The sequence below is a fragment of the Pseudoalteromonas sp. S1650 genome, assembly GCF_005887195.1.
Taxonomy (GTDB): Bacteria; Pseudomonadota; Gammaproteobacteria; order Enterobacterales; family Alteromonadaceae; genus Pseudoalteromonas; species Pseudoalteromonas simplex.
On record NZ_PNDF01000051.1, the window covers coordinates 13,362 to 37,419 of the forward strand.

Genomic DNA, 24,058 nt, shown 5'->3' on the forward strand with positions numbered 1-24,058 from the left:
TAATTAATCATAATTATGGACAGAAAATCACATTTATAGTGAAAGCAGCTTACTTTTACACGAAAAGTAAATAATGGTTACATTTTAGGCGTTTATGCAATCAAATCAGATAAATTATTAGATAGTTAAATTTGCGCTATGCAGCACAAAAAAATTAGCAAATAATGGTGATCACACAAACGGGATTAGAATGAGGACTATGAACACGATTTTAACCACTCAATGCGATGATGATGTTGGTCTAATTGCCAAGATCACTGGCCTTTGTCATCAGCATAATTTAAACATTACGCGTAATAACGAATTTGTAGATAAAGATGCTAAACGCTTTTTTATGCGTACAGAGTTAAGCGGTGTTATTGCTGAGGACTTTTTACCAAGGCTTGCTGAGCTACTTCCTGATGGCGCAGAGCTTGCCCTGCACAGCAGCGAAAAAACGAAAGTGGTATTGCTTGCCACTAAAGAAGCGCACTGCTTAGGTGGTGTATTACTTAAGCAGTTCGAAAAAGCCTTAAACATCGAAGTACTGGCTGTGATTGCCAACTACGCTGATTTAGCGCCATTGGCTGCAGGCTTTGGCGTGCCATTTCATGTGGTATCGCACGAAGGTTTAAGCCGTGCGGAGCATGATCAACAAGTCGGTGATTTAATTGCCAGCTATCAGCCTGATATTATCGGCCTTGCAAAATATATGCGTATTTTAAGCCCTGAATTTGTGGCGCGCTTTGAAGGTAAGATTATTAATATTCACCATTCATTTTTGCCTGCCTTTATTGGTGCAAAGCCTTACCATCAGGCGTTTGAACGCGGTGTAAAAATTATTGGTGCGACCGCCCATTTTGTTAATAATGAGCTTGATGAAGGGCCGATTATTTTACAAGATGTGACGCATGTCAGTCATGCGGATACCGCAGAGATGATGGCAAAAATGGGTAAAGATGTAGAGAAAACAGTATTCTGTAAAGCGCTGCAACTCGCATCTGAACATAAACTGTTTATCAATGGAAATCGAACCGTGGTGTTCGCTTAAGCAATAAAATGAAGAGGCTGAATGGCCTCTTTATTGTTTTTATTATCTTTTGTTATGCCGACTCAATAGGCTCTAATTGTAACTTAGAGGCAATTAATACCGCTTGAGTACGGTTATACACACCTAGCTTTCTAAAAATTGCTGTAATGTGTGCTTTAACGGTTGCTTCAGAAATATGTAACTCGTAAGCAATCTGTTTGTTTAACAAGCCTTCGTGCAAGTATTGCAACACCTTGTATTGCTGCGGCGTCAGTGAAGCTACTTGCGCTGCAATTTCTTTGTCTTCGCCATCTACGGCAGCCACTTTATCTTTAAGTTCAAGTGGCAGCCAAACATCGCCTTCAAGAATGTGGTTGATTGCCAGCGCAATATCATCTGATGAAGATGATTTAGGAATAAATCCCATCGCACCATAACCCATTACTTTAGAAACTACATTGATGTCTTCGCTGCCAGAAACAACAGCTATTGGTAAGCTTGGATAGTCTTCGCGAATGCGAATAAGGCCGTATAAATCGCCATTGCCTGGCATGTGAAGGTCTAGTAGTAAGATATCAAGATCTTCTTGCTCGCTTAGCACCTGCAAAGTGGTATCAAAGTTTTCCGATTCAAACACTTCTAAATCAGCGAACTTAGCACTCAATGCCCCTTTCAGCGCTTCACGAAATAACGGATGATCGTCCGCTATTAAAAACTGACTCATGGTTCACTCCTAATAAATTCGGCTGACACCTATTTCTAAGTGACAGCCGATATACTACGTTTAGAATCAACTTCTAATCAAGTTTTTAACGCGATTTTAACGATTTAATCGGTTTTCGATTAGCTCATCAACAACGCTTGGATCGGCTAGTGTAGAGGTATCACCAAGCTGTTGGTGCTCATTTGCCGCAATTTTACGTAAAATTCGACGCATGATCTTACCAGAACGAGTTTTCGGTAAACCCGGAGACCATTGGATCATATCTGGTGATGCAATTGGGCTTAACTCTTTACGAACCCAGTTACGTACCTCTTTTGTTAGTTCATCACTCACTACAACACCCTCATTTGGAGTGATGTAAACATAGATGCCCTGACCTTTAATATCATGCGGGTAACCAACTACAGCCGCTTCTGCTACTGCTTCGTGAGCAACCAATGCACTCTCGATTTCTGCAGTACCTAGGCGGTGACCTGATACGTTAAGTACGTCATCTACACGGCCTGTGATCCAGTAGTAGCCATCTTCATCACGACGACAACCGTCACCTGTGAAGTACACACCAGGGTATGCTGAGAAATAGGTTTGTTCAAAGCGCTCATGGTCGCCATAAACTGTGCGAGCTTGTGATGGCCAGCTGTCTAAAATAACAAGGTTACCGTCAACCGCGCCTTCGAGTGTATTACCTTCAGCATCAAATAAGGCTGGTGCAATACCAAAGAACGGACGAGTTGCTGAGCCTGGCTTCATATCTGTCGCACCTGGTAATGGTGTGATCATGATGCCACCAGTCTCTGTTTGCCACCACGTATCGACGATTGGGCAGTTTTCGTTACCAATATGCTCGTAATACCATGCCCACGCTTCTGGGTTAATTGGCTCACCTACAGAACCCATAACACGAAGACTTTTACGAGTTGAAGTCGCTGTTGGCTCATCGCCTTTCGCCATTAGAGCACGAATAGCAGTCGGTGCTGTGTAAAGGATAGTCACGTTGTGCTTATCAATTACTTCACCCATACGGCCCGCTGTTGGGTAAGTTGGCACACCTTCAAATACGACTTGCGTGCAGCCATTCACTAATGGGCCATAAGCAATGTAGCTGTGACCTGTGATCCAGCCCACATCGGCACTACACCAGAAAATATCGTCTTCTTTAAGATCAAACACATATTCATGTGTCATCGATGCATAAACAAGGTAACCACCGGTAGTATGAACCACACCTTTTGGTTGACCCGTTGAGCCTGAAGTATAAAGAATGAAAAGCGGATCTTCTGCATTCATTGGTTCAGGTTCGCACTCAGCTGGTAAGTCAGCGACAAGCTCATGCCACCAAACATCATGACTATTCCATTCAACTTCACCACCCGTTAGCTGATGAACAATAACGTGCTCAACGGTGGTTACCGAGTCTTGTGATACCGCTTCATCAACATTTGCTTTAAGTGGTACGCAGTTGCCAGCACGGCGACCTTCGTCTGATGTAATGACCACTTTAGCGCCTGAATCATTAATTCGGTCAGCAATCGCTGATGGAGAGAAACCACCAAATACCACAGAGTGAATCGCACCAATACGCGCACACGCTTGCATAGCGTAAATAGCCTGCGGTGTCATTGGCATATAAATAGCAACACGGTCACCTTTTGATACGCCTAACTTTTTAAGGCCATTGGCTAATTTTGCGACTTCGTCGTGAAGCTGTTGGTAGCTAATATTTTCGTTGTGTTCAGGGTTGTCGCCTTCCCAAATGAGGGCTGTTTTATCGGCTTTAGTGGCAAGGTGGCGGTCAATACAGTTATAAGATGCGTTAAGTTGGCCGTCTTCATACCAGCGGATGCTGATGTGGCCTTTGTCGAATGAGGTGTTCTTTACTTTATTATAAGGAGTTGACCAATCAAGACGTTTACCGTGCTCTCGCCAAAATCCTTCAGGGTCATCAATAGATTGCTTGTACAGTGTATTATATTTATCGTTGTCAACTAGTGCTGCATTCTTGATATGCGCTGGTACTGGATAGATACTTTCTGACATTGTTGTCGTCTCCATTTTAATTACTTGCCTACGGCCTGCATCAAGGATCACTCAGCAAAGCCCCTGAAAGTATTAGACCTTAGTTGTATATCTTGTCATTTAACAAAAAACGTCGAAATCGCCTTCTATAATCTAGTTCAATGTTAGATTGGTTGTGATTTAACCAGATATTCCACCTTAGTCTAATAGACCAATAGATAATTGAGAGAAGTCTTATCTTAAACAACAGTGGTACAACAACATTATTAAAAAATCATTAATGCAACAAGTAGCTTCGACAGGAATACACATTATGACAACAACAAAAGTAACCGCATTAAAAACACTAGCAGCTTCAGCTGTTTTATCAGCACTTGCCAGCAATGCTAACGCTGCAACCATTGGTAACACAGAGGTTTCTTATGGTGGCTATGTAAAACTTGATGCCATGTGGAGTGATTACTCAGCAGGCGTACCAGCCGGTGGTAGTATTGGCCGTGACTTCTATGTACCAGGTACAACACCAGTAGGCGCAGACAGCGACAGCGATGCTGTATTTGACATGCACGCGCGCCAATCTCGCTTTAACCTAGGTACCGCAACAAAGTTAGACGATGGCAAAACCATCAAAACTAAAATTGAAATCGACTTTATTGCTTCAGCACCAGGCGGTAACGAACGCGTAAGTAACTCTTATGCGCCACGTATTCGTCAGGCATTTGTAACTTATGATGGCTGGTTATTTGGTCAAGCATGGTCAAACTTTCAAAACGTAGGCGCATTACCTGAAACACTCGACTTCGTGGGACCTGCTGAGGGTACCGTGTTCGTACGCCAAGCACAGGCACGTTACACTACTGGCAACTGGTCATTCTCTATCGAAAACCCAGAGAGCACAGTCACAGTAGACGGCGCTCGCGTAGCCACTGATGATGCATCAATGCCTGACTTTACAGCACGTTATGCACATAAAGCTGATTGGGGTGAATTAGTATTTACCGGTCTTGCTCGTCAATTAACATACAAGCAAAATGGCATTGATGCAGATACATCATCGTTCGGTATCAGCGCCTCAGGTAAAGTTAATTTTGGCCAAAACAACCTAAAATTCATGCTAACTCAAGGCTCAGGTTTAGGCCGCTACATTGGTTTAAACGTAGCAAATGGTGCTGTGCTTGATGGTGATGATTTAGATGCGATTGATTCAACATCAGGTTTTATTGCCTACCAACAACACTGGAACAGCCAATGGCGTTCTACTTTCCTTTACTCATTCTTCTCAGCAGATAACAACACAGATTTACTTGCAGTGACTGGCGACCCTACAGAAATGAGCCAAAGCTATAGTGCCAACCTTTTATACTCGCCTGTTAAAAAGCTCACCTTTGGTGTTGAGTTTAAACATGCCGAGCGTGAGTTAGAAAGCGGTGCTGACGGAGATATGGATCGTCTACAATTTTCTGCAAAATACGTTTTTTAAGATTTAAACTTATTTACTTCCTGAAGCGGCTTCGGCCGCTTTTTTTATATCTCCTTTTTATATTTCTGTGCCCTTTAAACTTTTTTGCAATCAATTATTCACTAAAACAGCAAACCTTAATTGCAAATTATTTTCATTTAGATTAGATTACGCATTAATTTCACGATTCATTGAACTAATTGGAACTTTGCATGTCATCAACAAAAATTTTGCGCTTATCTCAATTAAGCCTTGTGACCTCAGCACTTTTAAGTGGCCACGCTTTTGCAGAACAACAAAAAGAAGAACAAGCAATTGAAAAAATTGCCGTGTATGGCCAGCATCATAAAAACTACATCACAGAAGAAGCACAGTCTGCGACCAAATTAGGGCTAACAATTAAAGAGACACCACAGTCAATCTCTGTTGTTTCACGTGCATTAATGGATGACTTCTCACTCGATAATCTAAACGCTGTACTTGAAAGCACACCGGGTGTGACTGTTGAGCAAATTGAAACTGATCGTACTTATTTTAAAGCTCGCGGTTTTGAAATCACTAACTTCCAGGTTAATGGCATGGGTATGCCACAAGACAACGGTTCAATCCAAGGTACTCTTGATACCTCTATTTTTGATAGTGTTGAAATTGTACGTGGTGCCAATGGTTTAATGACAGGTGCGGGTAACCCTTCAGCAACCGTGAACATGGTTCTAAAACGCCCTACTTATCAAACACAAGTAAATGCGTCTGTATCGTATGGCTCTTGGGACAACAAACGTTTAGAGCTTGACGCTTCAACAGCTATCAACGAAAACCACGCTGTACGTGCAGTATTCACTAAGCACAAAACTGAGTCATACCTTGACCGTTACGAGCAAGATAAAACAATTTATTACCTAGCCTACGAAGGTCAATTAACTGATAGCACAGTAGTCACTGCAAACTATGTAAATCAAAAGAAAGATGCCGACAGCCCACTTTGGGGTGCCTTACCACTTTATTACAGCGATGGTTCAGCAACAAACTTTGATGCGTCAACCAGCACTGCTTCAGATTGGTCATATTGGAATAACACAACTGAGCAGCTGTTCTTATCAATTGAGCAAGCAATCACCAATACTTGGTTCTTAAAAGCCAGCTACGCGCACTTAGAAAATGAGCAAGATTCTGAGCTTTTCTATGTTTACGGCACACCAGACAGAGAAACAGGTCTTGGCCTAACTGGTTATGCGAGTGAATATGACCACAAAGATAAGCACGACATTTTAGATATCTACGCAACAGGAAAATTTGATTTATTTGGTATGGAACATGATCTGTCATTTGGTGTAAACCAAGCAGATATGGATAATAAAGATAAATCATTGTATGACCGTACAACAGGCAATGGTTTCCCTGCAATGCCTGAGCTAGGTGGTTGGGACGGTGTTGCGCCAGTACCAACACTTACTGATGGTTTAACAGGTGCTGATATCACTAGCCGTCAACGCTCTGCATATGTTTCAACACGCATTCGTGCAACTGACGCATTCAGCATTTTAGCAGGTGTGAGCCAAGTAAATTGGGAAACTGAAGGTGCCTCTTACGGCGTTGCAAAAGACAAAGATAGCGACCAAACGGTGCCTTACTTCGGTGCTGTGTATGATATCAACGAAAGCTTCTCAACTTATGCAAGCTACACAGAAACCTTTGTTCCACAAACAGAGCGTGACATCAATGGCGATTACTTAGATCCAATCACAGGTAAAAGTAGCGAAATTGGTGTGAAAGCGCAGCTACTTGATGACGATTTATTTGTAACTCTTGCATACTTTGATGCTAAACAAGTTGGCCTTGCTGTTGCTATCCCTGATTCATTACCTGACGACACTCGCTACTATGGTGCAGATGGCATTAACAGCGACGGTATTGAAGTAGAGCTTAGTGGTCAAATCAACGAAACACTAAGTGCAAGCTTCAGCTACAGCAATCTAAACATTGATGGTGATGAGTTAGTCAAAGACTACACACCTGAAAACCAATTCAAACTTGCTGTAACTCATAAAGTGCCTGAAGTTGATGGTTTAACCTTTGGCCTAAACTATCGCTGGCAAGACGATACAAAGCGCGTACAAGTTCGTGATGCGGCAACAAATGCTGCACTTATCACCACAACGCAAGATGCGTACGGCCTATTAAACCTAATGGCAACATACGATATTAATGACAATATGAGCGTTAACTTGAACGTTAATAACGTGACCAACGAAAAGTACATCCACAGTCTTTTCTGGGCACAAGGTTATTACGGCGCACCACGTAACTACTCAGTGTCTTTCAACTGGCAGCTGTAAGCTTTGAGCTAGAAGCTGAAAGTTTTAAGCTTTAAGTACATGAAAAGCCGCATCATATGCGGTTTTTTTATTACCCCATTTTACTCTAAGAGCAAAAAACATAGCGAATAACCTTCACTTCATTGCACCTTATAAATTTTTCTGTAGTGTATTAAAAAATGAATATTTTAGTTATTTGGTACAGATTAATGGATGCTAAAAAATCGAAACGCTCTAGAAGATGTCCAGATTGTGGATGGAAGTTTCCAATAGCCAAAGCGAGTACACCAATAGACAGGGTTGACGGTAAACTATTCACTTGCCCTGATTGCCAAACAGCTCTCATATATCGAACTGATACAGAACTTATGTATCGAATTTTCACGCTGATGACAATACCAGCTACCAGCTTGGCATTCATATATGACGATAATGCGCTATTTGAAACAATAGCGATTTTTTTGATAATCCCTCTGGCAACCCTTGCTGCTATTTTATGGCGTCGTAGCGAATATATTGAACGTGTAAAATAACTTAAAATTGTCACTGAATTGAAAATGCGACAAACTACTTCCTACTCCAACAACTGCGGGTATATCCCGCATTAAGTTCTGTAATTAAACGCGATATAAAATCGCAACTACAAGCAACCATAAAAAAACCGCTAACTGTGTAGCGGTCTTTTTGTGTTAAGTGCGGGTCAAATCACGCTTAACTATACTCTTTTGCGGTGTTTATAGCTCGTCTTCAGCTAATAGGCCTGCATCTTCACCATCTTCTGGTTGCACAGTTGCTTGAAGTAATAGCATCTCACGTAACTTACCTTCGATCTCATCTGCGATCTCTGGGTTGTCTTTTAAGAACTTAATTGAGTTTGCTTTACCTTGACCAACTTTGCTGCCATTGTAGCTGTACCAAGCACCTGATTTTTCAACAATCTTATGCTTAACGCCTAGATCGATTAGTTCGCCTTGTTTAGAAATACCTTCACCATACATGATGATGAACTCAGCTTGTTTAAACGGCGGAGCAACCTTGTTTTTAACAACTTTAACGCGGGTTTCGTTACCAACAACCTCATCGCCTTCTTTCACTGAACCAATACGACGAATATCGATACGTACTGAAGCGTAGAATTTAAGTGCGTTACCGCCTGTTGTTGTTTCAGGGTTACCAAACATAACACCAATTTTCATACGGATTTGGTTGATGAAAATACATAGTGTGTTTGAACGCTTGATGTTACCTGTAAGCTTACGTAATGCTTGTGACATTAAGCGAGCTTGCAGACCCATGTGTGAGTCACCCATGTCACCTTCGATTTCAGCTTTAGGTGTTAAAGCTGCTACCGAGTCAACAATCACAACATCAACAGCACTTGAACGAACTAACATGTCACAAATTTCTAATGCTTGCTCACCCGTGTCTGGCTGAGAAACAAGTAAATCATCAATGTTTACGCCCAATTTTTGTGCGTATACAGGATCTAGAGCGTGCTCAGCATCTACGAATGCACACGTTTTACCTTGCTTTTGAGCTTCAGCGATAACTTGTAAAGTAAGTGTTGTTTTACCTGATGATTCAGGACCATACACTTCAACAATACGGCCTGTAGGTAAACCACCAATACCTAGTGCGATATCGATACCAAGTGAACCTGTTGAGATTGCTTCAATATCTAGGGCTTTGTTGTCGCCCAGTTTCATAATTGAGCCTTTACCAAATTGACGCTCAATTTGTGATAAAGCAGCGTCTAAGGCTTTTTGTTTGTTATCGTTCATTCTGTTCTCCAAATCCGGCTAATGCAGACAGTATACTGTATGAAATCACAGTATCAAGCTAATTTTCAGATTTTATCAATTCAATTATGTTTTTTAATGAATAAACAATAGCTTGCAGTCTAACTTCAGCTCTATCACCAGCGAAAACCTGTTTGCTTGGGTAGTTTTGACCAGCAAAATGAATACAAAACCACACTAATCCCACAGGTTTATCCAGTGTTCCACCACCGGGGCCTGCTATCCCCGAAATAGCTATTGCAATATCGGCGTTTGCAGCTTTTGCCGCCCCCGATGCCATTTCAACAACGGTTTGTTCACTCACCGCGCCAAAGCTGTTTAAGGTTTGCTCGCTAACGCCAATGAGCTCATGTTTTGCTTGGTTACTATAAGTAACAAACGCTCGGTCAATATAATTAGAACTGCCCGGGGTATCGGTGAGCGCATAACTCACTCCACCGCCAGTGCATGATTCTGCGGTAGTGATCCATAAGCGTTTATCCGTTAAAATAGCTCCTAATTTCGCAGCAAGTGTTTTAATCTCTTGATGTAATTCCATATTCAGCCTTTGGGTAAATACATGTCGTTTGATCTTTATGCACCGCACACTATAAAACAACAAACCCCTATGATGCAGCAGTATCTAAAAATAAAAGCCGAGCATCGGGATATTTTATTGTTTTATCGTATGGGCGACTTTTACGAACTTTTCTTTGATGATGCCAAGCGTGCAGCACAACTTCTTGATATTTCTCAAACCCACCGAGGTAAAGCCGGTGGCGATCCCATTCCAATGGCGGGTGTGCCCTATCACGCAGTAGAGAACTATTTAGCTCGCCTTGTACAAATGGGTGAGTCGGTGGCTATTTGTGAACAAGTTGGCGACCCAGCTACAAGCAAAGGCCCTGTTGAGCGTAAAGTTGTGCGCATTGTTACACCGGGCACTATTTCTGACGAAGCGCTGCTACAAGAACGCCAAGACAACTTACTAACCAGTGTGTGGCAAAGTAAACAAGGCCTATATGGTATTGCTTATTTAGATATTAACTCTGGCCGGTTCAATGTGTTAGAAGTTAATACCGATGAAGCATTTAGCTCAACATTACAACGTTTAGCCCCTGCTGAGCTGCTATATAGTGAAACATTTGCAAATGTGCATTTAATTGAACATATCAAAGGCGCACGTCGTCGCCCAGAATGGGAATTTGATTTAGATACTGCACAGCATTTACTGTGCGACCAATTTGGCACCAAAGATTTAGTTGGTTTTGGTGTAGACAAAGCACACGCTGCTTTGGTGGCTGCGGGCTGCTTAATGCAATATGTAAAAGACACTCAACGTATTGCCCTGCCGCATATTCGTGCGATTACCCTTGAGCAAAACGAACACGCGGTGATCTTAGATGCCGCAACCCGTAAAAACCTTGAACTAACAGTTAATTTATCAGGCGGCTACGAAAACACGCTTGCGCAAGTACTTGATAAAACAGCGACTGCGATGGGTTCACGCTTATTAAAGCGTCGTATTCATACACCAGTGCGCAGCAAAACAGAGCTCAACTCTCGACTAAACGCTATTAGTGCAATTATCGATGCGCAATTATGTGGTGAGCTACAAGAGTCATTAAAGCAAATTGGCGACATTGAGCGTGTTATCGCCCGTTTAGCGCTTTGCACAGCACGCCCGCGTGATTTAACGCGCCTGCGTAGCGCACTGCAAGCTCTGGCACCATTACACGAATTACTTCTGGACGCCAACGATCCGCGTATTAGTCAAATAATAGCGCAGTCACAGCAATTACCTGAGCTACAAGACTTACTAGAACGTGCTGTCATCGAAACCCCACCGGTGCTTATTCGTGATGGAGGTGTTATTGCCCCGGGTTATAACAGTGAGCTTGATGAATGGCGTGCCCTAAGCCAAGGCGCAACCGATATTCTCGAAAAGCTTGAAGAACGTGAGCGTGAACGCACAGGCATTAGCACTTTAAAAATTGGCTATAACAAGGTGCATGGCTTTTTTATTGAAGTAAGTCGCGCTAACTCGCACTTGGTTCCTGCCGATTATATTCGCCGTCAAACGCTAAAAAATAATGAGCGCTATATTATCCCTGAGCTTAAAGAGCACGAAGATAAAGTACTTGGTAGCCAGTCAAAAGCGCTAGCACTTGAAAAACAGCTTTACGAGCAACTCTTTGAGTTTATTGCTCCGCACATTGAGCAGTTACAAACAATGGCAGCAGTTTTAGCAGATTTAGATGTACTTAATAATTTAGCCGAACGTGCGCAAGCGCTAAATTATGCTAAGCCAACACTGTGCGACAACGATAATATCAGTATTAAACAGGGCCGCCACCCAGTGGTAGAACAGGTAATGAAAGACCCGTTTATTGCCAACCCTGTAGAGCTTAATAACGACCGTAAAATGTTGATTATCACAGGTCCAAACATGGGTGGTAAATCAACCTATATGCGCCAAACCGCACTTATTGTTTTGATGGCTCACATTGGTTGTTACGTTCCTGCTGATAGTGCAGAAATTGGGAATATTGACCGTATTTTTACGCGTATTGGCGCAAGTGATGACCTAGCATCAGGGCGCTCAACCTTCATGGTTGAAATGACCGAAACAGCAACAATTTTAAATAACGCCACAGCGCAATCACTGGTACTGATGGATGAAATTGGTCGCGGTACTTCGACTTATGATGGCTTATCGCTTGCCTATGCAACGGCTGATTATTTAGCATCAAAAATTGCCGCTAAAACCTTATTTGCAACTCACTATTTTGAGTTAACCGAACTGGCCGAACAAAAAACGGGATTGGTTAATGTGCACCTAGATGCCATTGAACACAACGACACCATTGCCTTTATGCATACCGTGCTTGAAGGCGCAGCAAGCAAGAGCTTTGGTTTACAAGTTGCTGCTTTGGCTGGTGTACCAAAAGCGGTTATCCAACAAGCAAAACAAAAGCTTAAAATGCTTGAGAATCATCAACCTGTTACTGCCCCTATTGAGCAACAACAGCAAACATTAAGTTTTGATGATGAACCTTCAGAGCTTGAATTAACCTTAAAACAGCTTGATCCAGATAGCCTAACGCCAAGACAAGCACACCAACTACTGTATCAATTAAAAGAGTTACTGTAGTGCAATAAAAGAGCTATAAAAAAAGCTGACGTAACGTCAGCTTTTTTGTGTGTTCTAGACCCGAAGGCCTATGTATTGTTGTCAAATCAGGTGAATTGGTCGAATAGGCTATCTGTGCTTAACCCTTCGTGTTGCAAAATGTCTTTTAAGCGACGTAATGCTTCAACTTGAATTTGTCTTACTCGTTCACGTGTTAAGCCAATTTCACGGCCAACATCTTCAAGGGTTGATGGCTCATAGCCTAGTAAACCAAAACGACGAGCTAGTACTTCACGCTGTTTCGGGTTTAACTCTCCAAGCCAATCAACAATGTGCTTGTTGATGTCATTATTTTGTACTTCGCCTTCTGGACCATAGTCTTTTTCATCGGCGATAATATCTAATAACGCTTTATCATTTTCACCACCGATAGGTGTATCCACCGAGGTGATTTTTTCGTTTAAACGCAGCATCTTAGTAACATCTTCAACCGGCTTGTCTAAGCACTCTGCAATTTCTTCTGCAGTGGGTTCATGGTCAAGTTTCTGCGTTAATTCACGGGCTGTTCTTAAATAAACATTAAGCTCTTTGACCACATGAATAGGTAAACGAATCGTACGTGTTTGGTTCATGATGGCACGTTCAATGGTTTGACGTATCCACCAAGTTGCATAAGTTGAAAAACGGAAACCTCGTTCTGGGTCAAATTTCTCAACGGCTCTGATAAGGCCTAAATTACCTTCTTCAATAAGGTCTAGTAGCGCAAGGCCACGGTTGTTATAGCGGCGGGCAATTTTCACCACTAAACGTAAATTACTTTCAATCATTCGCTTGCGAGAGGCTTCACAGCCTTTCAGTGCTTTTCGAGCAAAATAGACTTCTTCTTCTGCGCTCAACAGCGGAGAAAAACCAATCTCACCAAGATACAGCTGTGTAGCATCTAAATTCTTGGCAACTTCTTCTTTTGCAAAAATTTCATCTTCGTTGTCGACTTCTTCAAGTAATTCAGAAGACTCTTCTTCGACTACCGTGTCATCAAATTTATCGTCAATCGCGTCAGTTTTTTTCTCAAGTTTTGCTGTGTGACCCATAAGCGTCCTCCCGAGCAAATATGTGATTGAGCTAAATCACTTTATCAATACCCTAAATGGCTAAGGTAGATACTTAGCAGGATTGACTGCTTGACCCCGATAACGAATTTCAAATCTCAAAGCCGTAACCGTAGAGTCTGAACTGCCCATTTCTGCTATTTTCTGCCCCGCCTTTACTTCCTGTTTTTCCTTTACAAGCAACTTTGAATTGTGCGCGTAAGCACTTAGGTAATCATCATTGTGTTTCAAAATGATTAAATTACCATACCCCCTCAATGCGTTGCCCGCGTATACCACAGTTCCATGTGCAGCAGCTACAACAGAAGCCCCTTGTTTATTAGTGATCTGTAACCCTTTAAAGCCATTCTCTTTATTAGAGAAGCGTTGCGTTACTTTACCTTTAGCAGGCCAGTTCCATACAACTTTTGCATTAGAATTACGTTTTTTTTCACTAATTATTTTGTTGGCTTGTTTCTGAACATACTCTCGTTGTTTTGGCTGATCAAGCTCTTTCTTTAATTTTTTGTTATTTTTTTGTATAGAAACAGTAGACTTTTTACTCGAATTCGTATATTTTTTCGTCTTTTTTTGTTTTTGTGCCGATTTTATGAGCGAAATATTCTGCCCAGGGAAGATGGTATAAGGTGCTGGAATATCGTTTATTTTTGCGAGGGTTCGAAAATCTTGCTGAGCACTAAAGGCAATTGAATACAATGTATCACCTTTTTTAACTACATATTTTGAACCTGAGATATTAACTTTGCGTGTGGCGGGTTTAACTTTATTATCTAAACTACTCACCGGTGCTGGGGCTTCGCGAGAAGTACAGCCAAAGAGCAAAATACTAAGAAACAAAGTAACATAGACTGTTATCTGCCTGCTCATCGTAAAATGCTCCTTATCGTACGAGTTTAATGGTTTTACGGGTTATCGCAGTAAAAAGTACGCAACCACAACTAAAACAACTAATCCCCAGCCAAGCGCTTCAACATATTGACGTAATTTCTGCTCCATTTTAACGCCGCCCCACTTCATTAAAGCCGACACTAAGAAAAAGCGTGCGCCACGACCAATTGCCGAAGCAATTAGAAACGGCAGAAATGCCATTTGCATCAAACCAGCACCTATGGTGAAAACCTTATAAGGTATGGGGGAGAAGCCCGCTAAAAACACCACCCACACACCGTAGTTTTCAAACCAACTTAGCGCTGTGTCAAATTTCGCTTGCCAACCCATTTGCGCAATCAGCGGCTCGACCACAGGTTCGAATAACCAAAAGCCAAGTAAGTAACCTAAAATACCACCAATCACTGAAGCAATCGTCGTAAAGCTGGCAAAACGCCATGCTTTATCTGGTTGAGCAAGTGACATAGGTGCTAGCATGACATCCGGTGGTACCGGAAAAAAAACAGATTCAGCAAAACTCATCCCTGCTAAATAACGCTCTGCATGGCGATGTTTAGCCCATACCAGTGCCATATCATATAACTTAGTAAACAACTTCAAAGTTTAACGTCCTATTCAATATCACCAGGTACCAAAGGTACAAATCTTACTGGTGCGACTTTATGTTCTGTGAAAGTATCGCCATTTCTAACGACCATCATTAATTGCTGATCTTGCTCACCGATAGGTGCAATCATAACGCCCCCATCAGCCAATTGAGCAAGTAACCCTTGTGGCATAGTGGCGGCTGCAGCTGTAACAATAATCCCCTCAAACGGCGCTTGTGATTGCCAGCCTTGCCAACCATCACCATGTTTCATGGTGACATTATATAAATCGAGTTTGTGCAAACGGCGTTTTGCTTGCCACTGTAGTGCTTTTATACGCTCTACCGAGCACACTTTAGTGAACGTTTTTGCCAGTATTGCCGTTTGGTAGCCAGACCCTGTGCCAATTTCGAGCACTTTATCACGTACGCCCGCTAAGCGAAGTAGCTCAGTCATACGTGCGACAATATAAGGCTGCGAAATCGTTTGTCCTTGACCAATTGGCAATGCGGTATTTTGATAAGCTTTGTGCTGTAAAACATCATCGATAAAAATGTGTCTGGGTGTTGAGGCTATCGCTTCAAGCACAGTGCTGTCTTCTACACCTTCGCGTTTCAATAACTCTGCTAATGCCAGTGCGCTGCGATTATAATTAGTCAGCACTATTAATCTCCATATTTGCTAACCAGCTATCGACTGCTTGTAAACTTTCTTTCGCTGTCATATCAACACTAAGCGGGGTCACTGATGCGTAACCATTATTTATGGCGTAAAAATCAGTGCCTTCACCTGCATCACTTTCAGCACCAAGGGTACCATACCAATAAATGTCACGGCCCCATGGGTCTTGTTGTTTCGTCATGGTTTCAGCTTTATGACGCGAACCTAAACGGGTTACCTTAACTCCTTTTAGCTCAGTAAGTGGAATATCTGGTACGTTTAAGTTGATGATTTGATCTTTCGGTAATGGGTGCGATGCCAACTCTTTGATAATACTCACCGCAATCGCAGCTGCAGTTTCAAAGTGATTTCCTTCTTTAGAGCATAACGACACAGCAATGGCAGGAAGTCCTAAGTGGCGGCCTTCAGTGGCGGCGGCAACAGTACCTGAATACAAGGTGTCATCACCTAAATTGGCACCGTGGTTTATTCCGGCTACCACGAGATCTGGCTGCTGCTCAGTTAACTCGTTAACCCCTAAGTGCACACAGTCAGTCGGCGTGCCATTAATTGAAATGAAACCATTATCAAGGGTAGTTGCACGCAGTGGATTCATTAACGTTAATGAATTACTTGCGCCACTGCAATTGCGATCTGGCGCCACTAAGGTCACATCTGCAATTTGCGTTAATGCATGATACAAAACCGCAATCCCTTTAGCATGTACGCCATCATCATTGCTCAATAAGATTTTCATTTACGCATCCTTTTGTTTTTGTTCTCTGGGGCTTGCATCTTGATAGTCCACCAACTCACGCAGTAAGGCAGTAGCAAAACAGCCTTTTGGTAGACCAAAACTTAACTTTAAAGTAGTTTCGTCAATCGTTTCAACAGCTAATGAATCAGGAATAAGGCGTAACATTCTACGCTCATTCTTAAGGCCAAGTTCGCTAAGGCCCTCTATCCAAGATTGATAAGGTTCTAGCCACACTTTTTCGGTTTCGGTCAGGCCTTTTTCGCCTTTACCAACCATGGGGGCCGACATCACAATATCACCAGACGCTAAGCGAGCAATATTGTCATCACTAATGTTGTCTTCAAAAAATGCATTACTGCCGCTGAGCATAAACACTTCGCGGTGCATTGTTTTTGCAAGGCCATGCTCGGCAACCCGCATACTCACAATTTCATTAAATACATAAGATCGTGCAGCTGAAATAACTAAACCACGCAATTTTTTATCGCGGATACGCTCTCCAGCAAACATGCGCTTTGCCATTTCAAGGTTGTGACCACCATGCCCAAAGCGCTGCTCACCAAAGTAATTAGGCACCCCTGCACGCACCGCGTTGATACGGCACAAAATATCCAGCGGCTCAGTCACGTTGCGTAACGTAATGGTAAAGCGATTGCCTTTATGGCAACCCGTTCTGAGCTTACGATTATGACGCTGTTGCGAAATTACAAAAAATTGCTCGTTATTCAGTTCACTAAATTCTATGTGCTTTTTAATTGGTACTGGCACGCTAAACCACTGTGTACACACGCCATGACGGTCTTTTAAGCCTGCATAACTCACGTCACGAGGGGATACCCCTGCTTTTTCGGCAATGCGTTTCGCAATAAACTGAGTATTTTCGCCTTTTTTTACAACCTGCAAGCAAACATGCTCACCAGAACCAGTAAAATCAATACCTAAGTCTTCATCAACCATGAAGTCTTCGGCGTGAGTTTTAAAGTCAGCCTTAGAAAGAGGTTTACCGTATAGGTAGTTTAACTCACTCATGCGCTTAGTTTGCTCATAATCACCACTGCGTGGCTTGAAATACCTTCTTTGCGGCCTTCAAACCCAAGCTTCTCTGTGGTTGTTGCTTTCACATTAACTTGTGAAATATCAGCTTCAAGGTCTTGGCATAAGTTTTCACGCATTGCTTGAATATGTGGCAACATTTTTGGTGCTTGCGCAACAATCGTCACATCGGCATTGCCAAGTACGTAACCTTGCTCTTTAGCAAGCCCAACCACGTGGCGTAGTAAAATTCGGCTATCAATATTTTCGTATTCGCTCGCAGTGTCTGGAAAATGCTTGCCAATATCCCCCATTGCTAATGCACCTAAAATAGCATCACACAATGCGTGAATGGCAACATCACCATCTGAATGCGCTAAAAAGCCTTGTGGGTAATCTATTTTTTCACCACAAATTACCAACGGGCCTTCGCCGCCAAATTTGTGTACATCAAAGCCATGGCCAATTCGAATCATGAGGTACTCTCGTTTTGTTGTTTTTGCAGTAAAAATGCTGCTAAATCTAAATCTTCTGGGGTGGTGATTTTAATATTGTCACTGCGACCGGCAACCAGCTTAACAGGCTGCTTAGCCCATTCAATTGCCGATGCTTCATCAGTGATAGTCACACCATTTTTAAGGGCACTTGATAGCGCATTAGTCAGCGCTTGATAAGGGAAAAACTGAGGAGTGAGTGCCTGCCATAAATCATCACGAGGCACTGTTTGCTCACTGTGGGTATGACCGCGCTTAATGGTGTCTTTTACTTTTGACGCTAAGATACCGCCTTCATTGGCAGCGATGCATTCTGTCATTAAACGCTGAATATCAGCCAAACACACTAACGGCCTTGCTGCATCGTGCACAAGTACCCAATCAGGTGGATTATCAGCAAGTGATAGCAAGGCGTTAAGCACTGAATCAGCGCGCTCTTTACCACCACTCACACGCTCAATACGCTTATCTATGTGTGGTAAATCAGCAAAGTAGCCGTCATCATCGCTAATTGCTACTTTGATGGTGTTTAATTCGTTAAGTTCTGCAAGTTTACTCAGGGTGTGTTCTAAAATAGTTTTACCCGCCAGTTCAATATACTGCTTTGGCGCCGAATGCTGCATTCGACTCCCTACCCCCGCAGCGGGAACAATGGCGGTTATAGTTTGCTTAATTTTCATTTTGTTGTTGGCCCGGCAAAACGCGAATAAAGGTTTCGCCAGGTTTAATCATTCCTAATTCATTACGCGCGCGCTCTTCGATACCTTCTTGACCAAGCTTTAGATCTTTTATATCTGCTTTAAGTACAGTATTGCGCTTTAATAATTTCGCGTTAGTGTCTTGATGAGAGGTAACCGCTTGTTTCAGACGAGTGTAATCTTGCACACCATTATGACCAAACCATAAACGATATTGCAGAAATAAAGCCAAACATAACAAGGCGAATTGAAAAACCCGCATTGAACACTCCTTCGCGGTTAAATTAAGTCAAAGGGCGTTTTAAATTACGCCAATTTATATTGCTTGCTAGTAGCATTTCTCTTAATGACAAACGCTTAGGTGTGATGCGTTTATTAAATTGCCATTGATGACCGCAACAGGCCGCCGCCATCACTGCCTTTGCAGGCTTAAGCAGTTGAATATGCGTGTTTTCTAGCGATTCACCTGAAGTATCAAACCAACCAAGCTCGTTGCAATGTACCTTATTGTCGCTTACTTGATCTAAGCTGTCTATGCGCACAGTTGTACATTGCTCGTCATTAATTAGCACGGGAACAATTAACCCGCGCTTAGCATGTTGACTATAAAAGTCTTTTGAGTCTTTTTTATTATAAACAGGTGGCGTTGTTTTTTGTTTTTCAAGCCAACTGCCATTTTGTGAATCAAGCTGTAATGGTGCATCGCCACTAACTATACGCATGGCTAAACGCTCAATATAGTAAGGCAAACTTGCTAATAAGCGTTTAAGCCTTGCAGTATCAGGTTCATCGACTAAACGCGGGATCTCACGAGCATAAAATGCATTACATAACTGCGCATACAAAGCACGTTCGGCATCAGTTTGCCAAATTTCGGCTTGTTGCGAGTGTTCGCTCTGTGAAGTTGGTTTAGACAATGCGCGCTCTTATAAAACAATTGCTTGACTGTTTTATAGCATAGAGCGTTTATTGAGCGCTACTTTACTGCGCCTTTTTTACCCAACTTTGCGTTACCAGTTTCTAAAAACTGCACTACTGCATCACGCTTTTTACCTAACAACAAACTACCATCAGCTAAAAACATAAAGTTTTGCCAACAACGCTTGAAAACGGCAAAGCTGGTTTCAATGATATTATCGCGAGCCATACAAAAATAAACAGTGGTATTAGCTTCCCACGCTAAGTGGTTTAGGATTTCTTCAGGTAACTGCTCGTCGCCCGCTTCCCATGCGTTTTCCCAGTTAATGGTCTCTGAAAAGCTGTCGTCTTTGCCGCACCAATCTGTTTTATCAAAAAAGTCAGGGTGATCATGTTCGCGGCTCACCATAGTAGTCCATAAGACCGCAGCGCGTTCAGCGCTCATTGGTTTAATTTGTGCTGCGTCTTCGCTGCTTATCGGCATATCTTTATGACGAAAAACCCAGGCTTTTTTGTATTCATCTAACGAAATATAATTCATAGTTTAGGCAGTTTGTTTCAGCGTAAAATGTGCAAACTGCAATTATACCCAAATGACTCCAAGATGCGAGATAAACACATGACAATCAAACCCGGTATTTACCAACATTACAAAGGCCCAAAATACAAAGTTGAATATATTGCTACCCACAGCGAAACGAATGAGCCACTGGTAATTTATCAAGCGCTATACGGCGAATTTGGTATGTGGGCACGCCCACTTAGTATGTTTACAGAAGTAGTTACTGTAGAGGGCAAAACGGTACCGCGTTTTGCATACCTTTCAGACGCCGACTAACTGTGGCATCATGACGTTATTAATCACTGCTCAGACCAGATAAGGTGACATCGTGCTTTTTAATTCAACCGATAACTACATTGCCAGTAACTCATTAAAACAAGCGGTTAACGCAGCGATCTTGCTTGAAAAACCCCTGCTTATAAAAGGTGAACCCGGCACAGGTAAAACCATGCTGGCCGAGGAGCTTGCAAAAAGCTTAGACACCACGCTAATTCAATGGCACATCAAATCAACCACTAAAGCGCAGCAAGGCCTGTATGAATATGATGCGGTATCTCGTCTTCGCGACAGCCAGTTAGGTGATGAGCGTGTGCACGATATCAGCAACTACATTGTAAAGGGGAAATTATGGCAAGCCTTTACCTATGGTGAGCAACATAACAAGCGCCCTGTGCTATTGATTGATGAAATAGACAAAGCCGATATTGAATTTCCCAACGACTTGCTATTAGAGCTCGATAAAATGGAGTTTCATGTTTATGAGACTGGCGAGCGAGTTATTGCAAAGCAACGTCCGATTGTGATCATTACGTCAAATAACGAAAAAGAACTGCCAGACGCCTTTTTACGTCGTTGTTTTTTCCATTACATTGATTTTCCAAGTAGTGAAGAAATGGCACAAATTATCGATGTACATCACCCGCATGTTAAACAAGATTTAGTTCGCCAAGCACTTGAGGTGTTCTTTAATCTACGTGACGTAAATGGCATTAAGAAAAAGCCATCAACCAGCGAACTACTCGATTGGTTAAAGCTACTGATGGCCGAAGATATAGACGCTAAAACACTGCATGATAAAAGCCAAAAAGGCGGCTTAATGCCAATGTTTGGCGCACTATTGAAGAACGAGCAAGACATTAGCTTAATCGAAAAACTTGCGTTTATGAGCCGCCGTTAAGATGTTAATTGCGTTTTTCTTTAAACTTCGCGAATATCGCTTACCTGTTAGTTTGCGAGAGCTACTTGATTTGATCAATGCGCTCAAGCAAGGGGTTATTTTTGCCGATGTTGACGCGTTTTATTACTTAGCGCGTACCATCATGGTCAAGGATGAAACCCACTTTGATCGTTTTGATAAAGCCTTTGCAGATTATTTTAGTGGCGTGGCCGACCTTGATCTGCTCGAAAGCTTAAAACAGCAACATGCCTTGCCTGATGATTGGCTGCGCAAAGAGTTTGAAAAACACTTAAGCGAAGAAGAAAAAGCGCAATTACAAGCCATGGGCGGCCTTGATAAACTCATGGAAACCCTCAAGCAACGCCTTGAAGAGCAGCGAAAGCGCCATGCAGGGGGCAATAAGTGGGTGGGTACCGGTGGCACTTCACCATTTGGCGCCTATGGGTATAACCCTGAAGGTGTGCGCATAGGCCAAGACGGTAACCGACATCGCCGTGCGGTAAAAGTGTGGGATAAACGCAGCTACCGAAACCTTGATAGTGACCGTGAAATCGGCTCGCGCACCATTAAACTCGCTCTAAAAAAACTGCGTAAATTTGCCCGTACTGGTGCAAGTGATACTCTCGATTTAACCGAAACCATCCGCGCAACCGCAAAACAAGGCGGCATGCTCGATGTGAAAATGGCACCAGAGCGCCATAATGCGGTAAAAGTATTGATGTTGTTTGATATCGGCGGTTCAATGGATGATTACATTCATACCTGCGAAGAGCTATTTAGCGCCGCCCACAGCGAGTTTAAACACCTTGAGTTTTACTATTTTCATAACTGTTTATATGAGCATGTTTGGCAAGACAACGAGCGTCGTCACTCAAACGTCATTGATACCATGACCTTGATTAACAAGTTCACCAGCGACTACAAGGTGATCTTTGTTGGCGATGCCACCATGGGCCCTTACGAAATCGCCTACCCCGGTGGCAGCGTTGAGCATTGGAATGAAGAGCCCGGTAGCGCTTGGTTAAACCGCATAACCAATCACTTTGATAAAGTCGCTTGGCTCAACCCACAGCCCGTTGAACACTGGCGCTATTATCAATCAATTGATTTTATAAAGCAGTTAATGGATAACCGCATGTACCCACTCACGCTAGATGGGATTAGTAATGCGATTAGGGAGTTGAGTTAGAGCTATCAGCCGTCAAACAGCATAAAAGCTGAGAAATGAATGTAAAGTTATAATTGTTTATAAATACAAATAACTAAGCCCCTTCTCGATCAGCTATAAACTGACGGCTGAAAGCTGACAGCTCCCATTTACATTCCCTTCCAAACCAAAAACACCAGCGCAAAGCCCACTAAGTAAACCAAACCTAGCCAGCTTAGGGTGCGTAATAAAGGTGAGTGATGAATGCTGGGTTCTGAGCGCACTAAACTAAAGTTCAGCCACGCAAATACTGGAGTAGTAACAAAAGCGAGGGTCATAGCAAAAGTGAGCATTGGGCCAAGGGCTGATTTAAAGAATAAAATCACTGCCATGCCAGAAAATGCTTGTAGTAATAACCACATATTTAAACTGTGCTTAGATTGTTTAATCGGTAGCAGTTTATGCGACTCATTTAATGTTCTCGCGTAGCCATCAAGTACCGTAAGCGTGGTGCCAAACATACATAAAAAAGCGATACCTGAAACCAGAGGCCTTGCCCACTCGCCCATGGTGAGGGCATACATATCAATTAGCTGCTTGGCAAAGGCGACTCCACCTAATTGCACTGCTTGTGCTTGGCCATATTGCACTAATACGCCTAATGAGAAAAACACTAACGCAAGTGCTGCGGTAAGCCAGTAGCCCAAATTAAAATCAAACAAGCCTTGTTGTTTTGTCACTGGTTGTTGGTGCTGCTTTTCTTTTAACCACAGTGAGCTAATTGATGATATTTCGATAGGCGCAGGCATCCAGCCCATGAGAGCGACCATAAAGCCGAGCATAGCAAGTTCGTACGGCGACGGCCCCACATAGTCAACCGGTGCCATTGGGCCATTATTAATAGCAACAACTAGCGCAGCTAAAGTGGTAACTGTTAGCAGCCCCATAATGAGCTTTGAAACGTTATCGAGCGCCTTAAAGTGCCCTAATAATAAAATGAGCAAACACACAGCCAAAATCAGCCAGCATAATAAGGTTACAGAAACTGTGACAGGTAATGCATAGTGCAGTAGGCTGGCCGTTAATAATAAAACCCCCGCAGTATTCACTACGGCGGCGACTATATTAAGCGCAATAAAGCTATAGAAATACCCAGGTCCTTTTTTCTTGTAGCCCTCAACTAAACTTTGTTTGGTCGCAAGGGTGTACTCCATACCGAATCGAAAGAATGGGTACTTCAATACGTTAACTACAATGATTAGCCAAAATAGCTGCCAGCCGAATAACGACCCGGCTTGTGTTGATGCTACTAGATGTGAGCCACCAATGGCGGCTGTAGCCATTAAAATCCCCGGCCCTAAAGCATTTAATTTAGACTGCCAATTTGATACTGCTGATTGCATAAGTTGTGTGTGTTTTATTCTTAGTTACAAGCAACTTACAGCGTTTTAGGTGAGATTGGAAGCAGAGCAAGTTAGCAAGTTAGCAAGTTAAGCAAGAAAAAAATAAAGAAAAATAGAAAATATCAAACAATAATAATAAGATAAGAAATATACCATATAATAAAAAAATAAACAAAAAAAAAAAAAACATAA

General features: G+C 42.5%; 24 protein-coding genes. 8 read left to right on the forward strand and 16 right to left on the reverse strand.

The window, feature by feature from the left end; all coding sequences use genetic code 11:
* Positions 1–199 precede the first annotated feature (199 nt).
* Positions 200–1,030 carry a formyltetrahydrofolate deformylase gene (gene purU / locus CWB80_RS15615; RefSeq protein ID WP_054551156.1) on the forward strand — a complete coding sequence of 277 codons (831 nt, stop codon included), beginning with the start codon at positions 200–202 and terminating at the stop codon, positions 1,028–1,030.
* 52 nt (positions 1,031–1,082) lie between these two features.
* Here purU and CWB80_RS15620 read toward each other — a convergent pair whose 3' ends face one another.
* Both CWB80_RS15620 and acs read right to left on the reverse strand, forming a co-directional pair.
* Entirely contained in the window at positions 1,083–1,733 is a 651-nt protein-coding gene (locus CWB80_RS15620; RefSeq protein WP_054551155.1) for a response regulator transcription factor, read from the reverse strand.
* A 96-nt stretch (positions 1,734–1,829) separates the two neighbouring features.
* The gene (gene acs, locus CWB80_RS15625) at positions 1,830–3,770 is read right to left on the reverse strand and encodes an acetate--CoA ligase (RefSeq protein ID WP_054551154.1); all 1,941 of its coding nucleotides are present in this window, start codon (positions 3,768–3,770) and stop codon (positions 1,830–1,832) included.
* 292 nt (positions 3,771–4,062) lie between these two features.
* Between acs and CWB80_RS15630 the strand changes: the two genes are divergently transcribed.
* The 3 genes from CWB80_RS15630 (at position 4,063) to CWB80_RS15640 (ending at position 8,056) form a co-directional block, all read left to right on the forward strand.
* Complete coding sequence (locus CWB80_RS15630) at positions 4,063–5,229, forward strand: DcaP family trimeric outer membrane transporter (protein ID WP_138599724.1); 1,167 nt, start codon at positions 4,063–4,065, stop codon at positions 5,227–5,229.
* 191 nt (positions 5,230–5,420) lie between these two features.
* Entirely contained in the window at positions 5,421–7,544 is a 2,124-nt protein-coding gene (locus CWB80_RS15635; protein ID WP_138599725.1) for a TonB-dependent siderophore receptor, read from the forward strand.
* A 158-nt stretch (positions 7,545–7,702) separates the two neighbouring features.
* Complete coding sequence (locus CWB80_RS15640) at positions 7,703–8,056, forward strand: hypothetical protein (protein WP_138599726.1); 354 nt, start codon at positions 7,703–7,705, stop codon at positions 8,054–8,056.
* 201 nt (positions 8,057–8,257) lie between these two features.
* Here CWB80_RS15640 and recA read toward each other — a convergent pair whose 3' ends face one another.
* A complete protein-coding gene (gene recA, locus CWB80_RS15645) occupies positions 8,258–9,304 on the reverse strand; it encodes a recombinase RecA (protein WP_054551150.1) in 1,047 nt (348 codons plus the stop codon).
* Between the two features lie 58 nt (positions 9,305–9,362).
* Entirely contained in the window at positions 9,363–9,860 is a 498-nt protein-coding gene (locus tag CWB80_RS15650) for a nicotinamide-nucleotide amidohydrolase family protein (RefSeq protein ID WP_138599727.1), read from the reverse strand.
* Positions 9,861–9,881: 21 nt separating this feature from the next.
* On the opposite strand from CWB80_RS15650, the gene mutS reads away from it, so the two are divergent.
* Entirely contained in the window at positions 9,882–12,455 is a 2,574-nt protein-coding gene (gene mutS / locus CWB80_RS15655; RefSeq protein ID WP_138599728.1) for a DNA mismatch repair protein MutS, read from the forward strand.
* Positions 12,456–12,541: 86 nt separating this feature from the next.
* Here the strand turns inward: mutS and rpoS are convergent, their stop codons facing one another.
* The 11 genes from rpoS to CWB80_RS15710 are packed head-to-tail and all read right to left on the reverse strand — an operon-like array spanning position 12,542 to position 20,118.
* Entirely contained in the window at positions 12,542–13,525 is a 984-nt protein-coding gene (gene rpoS, locus CWB80_RS15660; protein ID WP_054551147.1) for an RNA polymerase sigma factor RpoS, read from the reverse strand.
* A gap of 60 nt (positions 13,526–13,585) precedes the next feature.
* Positions 13,586–14,410: a peptidoglycan DD-metalloendopeptidase family protein gene (locus tag CWB80_RS15665; RefSeq protein WP_054551146.1), complete on the reverse strand. Its 825-nt coding sequence runs from the start codon at positions 14,408–14,410 to the stop codon at positions 13,586–13,588.
* 42 nt (positions 14,411–14,452) lie between these two features.
* Positions 14,453–15,031 (reverse strand): YqaA family protein, encoded by a 579-nt coding sequence (locus tag CWB80_RS15670; RefSeq protein ID WP_054551145.1) that lies wholly within the window; start codon positions 15,029–15,031, stop codon positions 14,453–14,455.
* An 11-nt stretch (positions 15,032–15,042) separates the two neighbouring features.
* Positions 15,043–15,681: a protein-L-isoaspartate(D-aspartate) O-methyltransferase gene (locus CWB80_RS15675; protein WP_054551144.1), complete on the reverse strand. Its 639-nt coding sequence runs from the start codon at positions 15,679–15,681 to the stop codon at positions 15,043–15,045.
* The gene (gene surE / locus CWB80_RS15680; RefSeq protein WP_138599729.1) at positions 15,671–16,435 is read right to left on the reverse strand and encodes a 5'/3'-nucleotidase SurE; all 765 of its coding nucleotides are present in this window, start codon (positions 16,433–16,435) and stop codon (positions 15,671–15,673) included. The genes CWB80_RS15675 and surE overlap by 11 nt, the downstream gene beginning before the upstream one ends.
* Complete coding sequence (truD, locus tag CWB80_RS15685) at positions 16,436–17,464, reverse strand: tRNA pseudouridine(13) synthase TruD (RefSeq protein ID WP_138599730.1); 1,029 nt, start codon at positions 17,462–17,464, stop codon at positions 16,436–16,438.
* The gene (gene ispF, locus CWB80_RS15690) at positions 17,461–17,943 is read right to left on the reverse strand and encodes a 2-C-methyl-D-erythritol 2,4-cyclodiphosphate synthase (RefSeq protein WP_054551141.1); all 483 of its coding nucleotides are present in this window, start codon (positions 17,941–17,943) and stop codon (positions 17,461–17,463) included. Before ispF ends, truD begins: the two co-directional genes overlap by 4 nt.
* A complete protein-coding gene (ispD, locus tag CWB80_RS15695) occupies positions 17,940–18,641 on the reverse strand; it encodes a 2-C-methyl-D-erythritol 4-phosphate cytidylyltransferase (RefSeq protein WP_054551140.1) in 702 nt (233 codons plus the stop codon). Before ispD ends, ispF begins: the two co-directional genes overlap by 4 nt.
* Positions 18,631–18,921, reverse strand: a complete 291-nt coding sequence (gene ftsB, locus CWB80_RS15700) for a cell division protein FtsB (protein WP_054551139.1) — start codon at positions 18,919–18,921, stop codon at positions 18,631–18,633. Before ftsB ends, ispD begins: the two co-directional genes overlap by 11 nt.
* Before the next feature lie 22 nt (positions 18,922–18,943).
* The gene (locus CWB80_RS15705; RefSeq protein WP_054560904.1) at positions 18,944–19,576 is read right to left on the reverse strand and encodes a hypothetical protein; all 633 of its coding nucleotides are present in this window, start codon (positions 19,574–19,576) and stop codon (positions 18,944–18,946) included.
* A 59-nt stretch (positions 19,577–19,635) separates the two neighbouring features.
* On the reverse strand, positions 19,636–20,118 hold the full coding sequence (locus tag CWB80_RS15710; RefSeq protein ID WP_138599731.1) for a DUF2947 domain-containing protein: 483 nt from the start codon (positions 20,116–20,118) through the stop codon (positions 19,636–19,638).
* A 63-nt stretch (positions 20,119–20,181) separates the two neighbouring features.
* Between CWB80_RS15710 and CWB80_RS15715 the strand changes: the two genes are divergently transcribed.
* The 3 genes from CWB80_RS15715 to CWB80_RS15725 are packed head-to-tail and all read left to right on the forward strand — an operon-like array spanning position 20,182 to position 22,505.
* A complete protein-coding gene (locus tag CWB80_RS15715) occupies positions 20,182–20,415 on the forward strand; it encodes a DUF1653 domain-containing protein (protein WP_502705010.1) in 234 nt (77 codons plus the stop codon).
* A 52-nt stretch (positions 20,416–20,467) separates the two neighbouring features.
* Positions 20,468–21,316 carry an AAA family ATPase gene (locus CWB80_RS15720; RefSeq protein WP_054551135.1) on the forward strand — a complete coding sequence of 283 codons (849 nt, stop codon included), beginning with the start codon at positions 20,468–20,470 and terminating at the stop codon, positions 21,314–21,316.
* A 1-nt stretch (position 21,317) separates the two neighbouring features.
* Positions 21,318–22,505 carry a vWA domain-containing protein gene (locus tag CWB80_RS15725; protein WP_138599732.1) on the forward strand — a complete coding sequence of 396 codons (1,188 nt, stop codon included), beginning with the start codon at positions 21,318–21,320 and terminating at the stop codon, positions 22,503–22,505.
* A gap of 128 nt (positions 22,506–22,633) precedes the next feature.
* On the opposite strand, the gene CWB80_RS15730 is transcribed toward CWB80_RS15725, so the two are convergent.
* A complete protein-coding gene (locus CWB80_RS15730) occupies positions 22,634–23,806 on the reverse strand; it encodes an NRAMP family divalent metal transporter (RefSeq protein WP_407681615.1) in 1,173 nt (390 codons plus the stop codon).
* Positions 23,807–24,058 lie beyond the last annotated feature (252 nt).

Bases quoted from the DNA above. Each gene is read 5' to 3' on its own strand.
- surE (WP_138599729.1), bottom strand. From the start codon at position 16,435: ATGAAAATCTTATTGAGCAATGATGATGGCGTACATGCTAAAGGGATT.
- CWB80_RS15730 (WP_407681615.1), bottom strand. From the start codon at position 23,806: ATGGCTACAGCCGCCATTGGTGGCTCACATCTAGTAGCATCAACACAA.
- CWB80_RS15630 (WP_138599724.1), top strand. From the start codon at position 4,063: ATGACAACAACAAAAGTAACCGCATTAAAAACACTAGCAGCTTCAGCT.
- CWB80_RS15715 (WP_502705010.1), top strand. From the start codon at position 20,182: ATGCGAGATAAACACATGACAATCAAACCCGGTATTTACCAACATTAC.
- purU (WP_054551156.1), top strand. From the start codon at position 200: ATGAACACGATTTTAACCACTCAATGCGATGATGATGTTGGTCTAATT.
- recA (WP_054551150.1), bottom strand. From the start codon at position 9,304: ATGAACGATAACAAACAAAAAGCCTTAGACGCTGCTTTATCACAAATT.
- CWB80_RS15620 (WP_054551155.1), bottom strand. From the start codon at position 1,733: ATGAGTCAGTTTTTAATAGCGGACGATCATCCGTTATTTCGTGAAGCG.
- mutS (WP_138599728.1), top strand. From the start codon at position 9,882: ATGTCGTTTGATCTTTATGCACCGCACACTATAAAACAACAAACCCCT.
- CWB80_RS15640 (WP_138599726.1), top strand. From the start codon at position 7,703: ATGAATATTTTAGTTATTTGGTACAGATTAATGGATGCTAAAAAATCG.
- CWB80_RS15665 (WP_054551146.1), bottom strand. From the start codon at position 14,410: ATGAGCAGGCAGATAACAGTCTATGTTACTTTGTTTCTTAGTATTTTG.
- truD (WP_138599730.1), bottom strand. From the start codon at position 17,464: ATGAGTGAGTTAAACTACCTATACGGTAAACCTCTTTCTAAGGCTGAC.
- ftsB (WP_054551139.1), bottom strand. From the start codon at position 18,921: ATGCGGGTTTTTCAATTCGCCTTGTTATGTTTGGCTTTATTTCTGCAA.
- ispF (WP_054551141.1), bottom strand. From the start codon at position 17,943: ATGATTCGAATTGGCCATGGCTTTGATGTACACAAATTTGGCGGCGAA.
- CWB80_RS15710 (WP_138599731.1), bottom strand. From the start codon at position 20,118: ATGAATTATATTTCGTTAGATGAATACAAAAAAGCCTGGGTTTTTCGT.
- ispD (WP_054551140.1), bottom strand. From the start codon at position 18,641: ATGAAAATTAAGCAAACTATAACCGCCATTGTTCCCGCTGCGGGGGTA.
- CWB80_RS15635 (WP_138599725.1), top strand. From the start codon at position 5,421: ATGTCATCAACAAAAATTTTGCGCTTATCTCAATTAAGCCTTGTGACC.
- CWB80_RS15725 (WP_138599732.1), top strand. From the start codon at position 21,318: ATGTTAATTGCGTTTTTCTTTAAACTTCGCGAATATCGCTTACCTGTT.
- CWB80_RS15650 (WP_138599727.1), bottom strand. From the start codon at position 9,860: ATGGAATTACATCAAGAGATTAAAACACTTGCTGCGAAATTAGGAGCT.
- acs (WP_054551154.1), bottom strand. From the start codon at position 3,770: ATGTCAGAAAGTATCTATCCAGTACCAGCGCATATCAAGAATGCAGCA.
- rpoS (WP_054551147.1), bottom strand. From the start codon at position 13,525: ATGGGTCACACAGCAAAACTTGAGAAAAAAACTGACGCGATTGACGAT.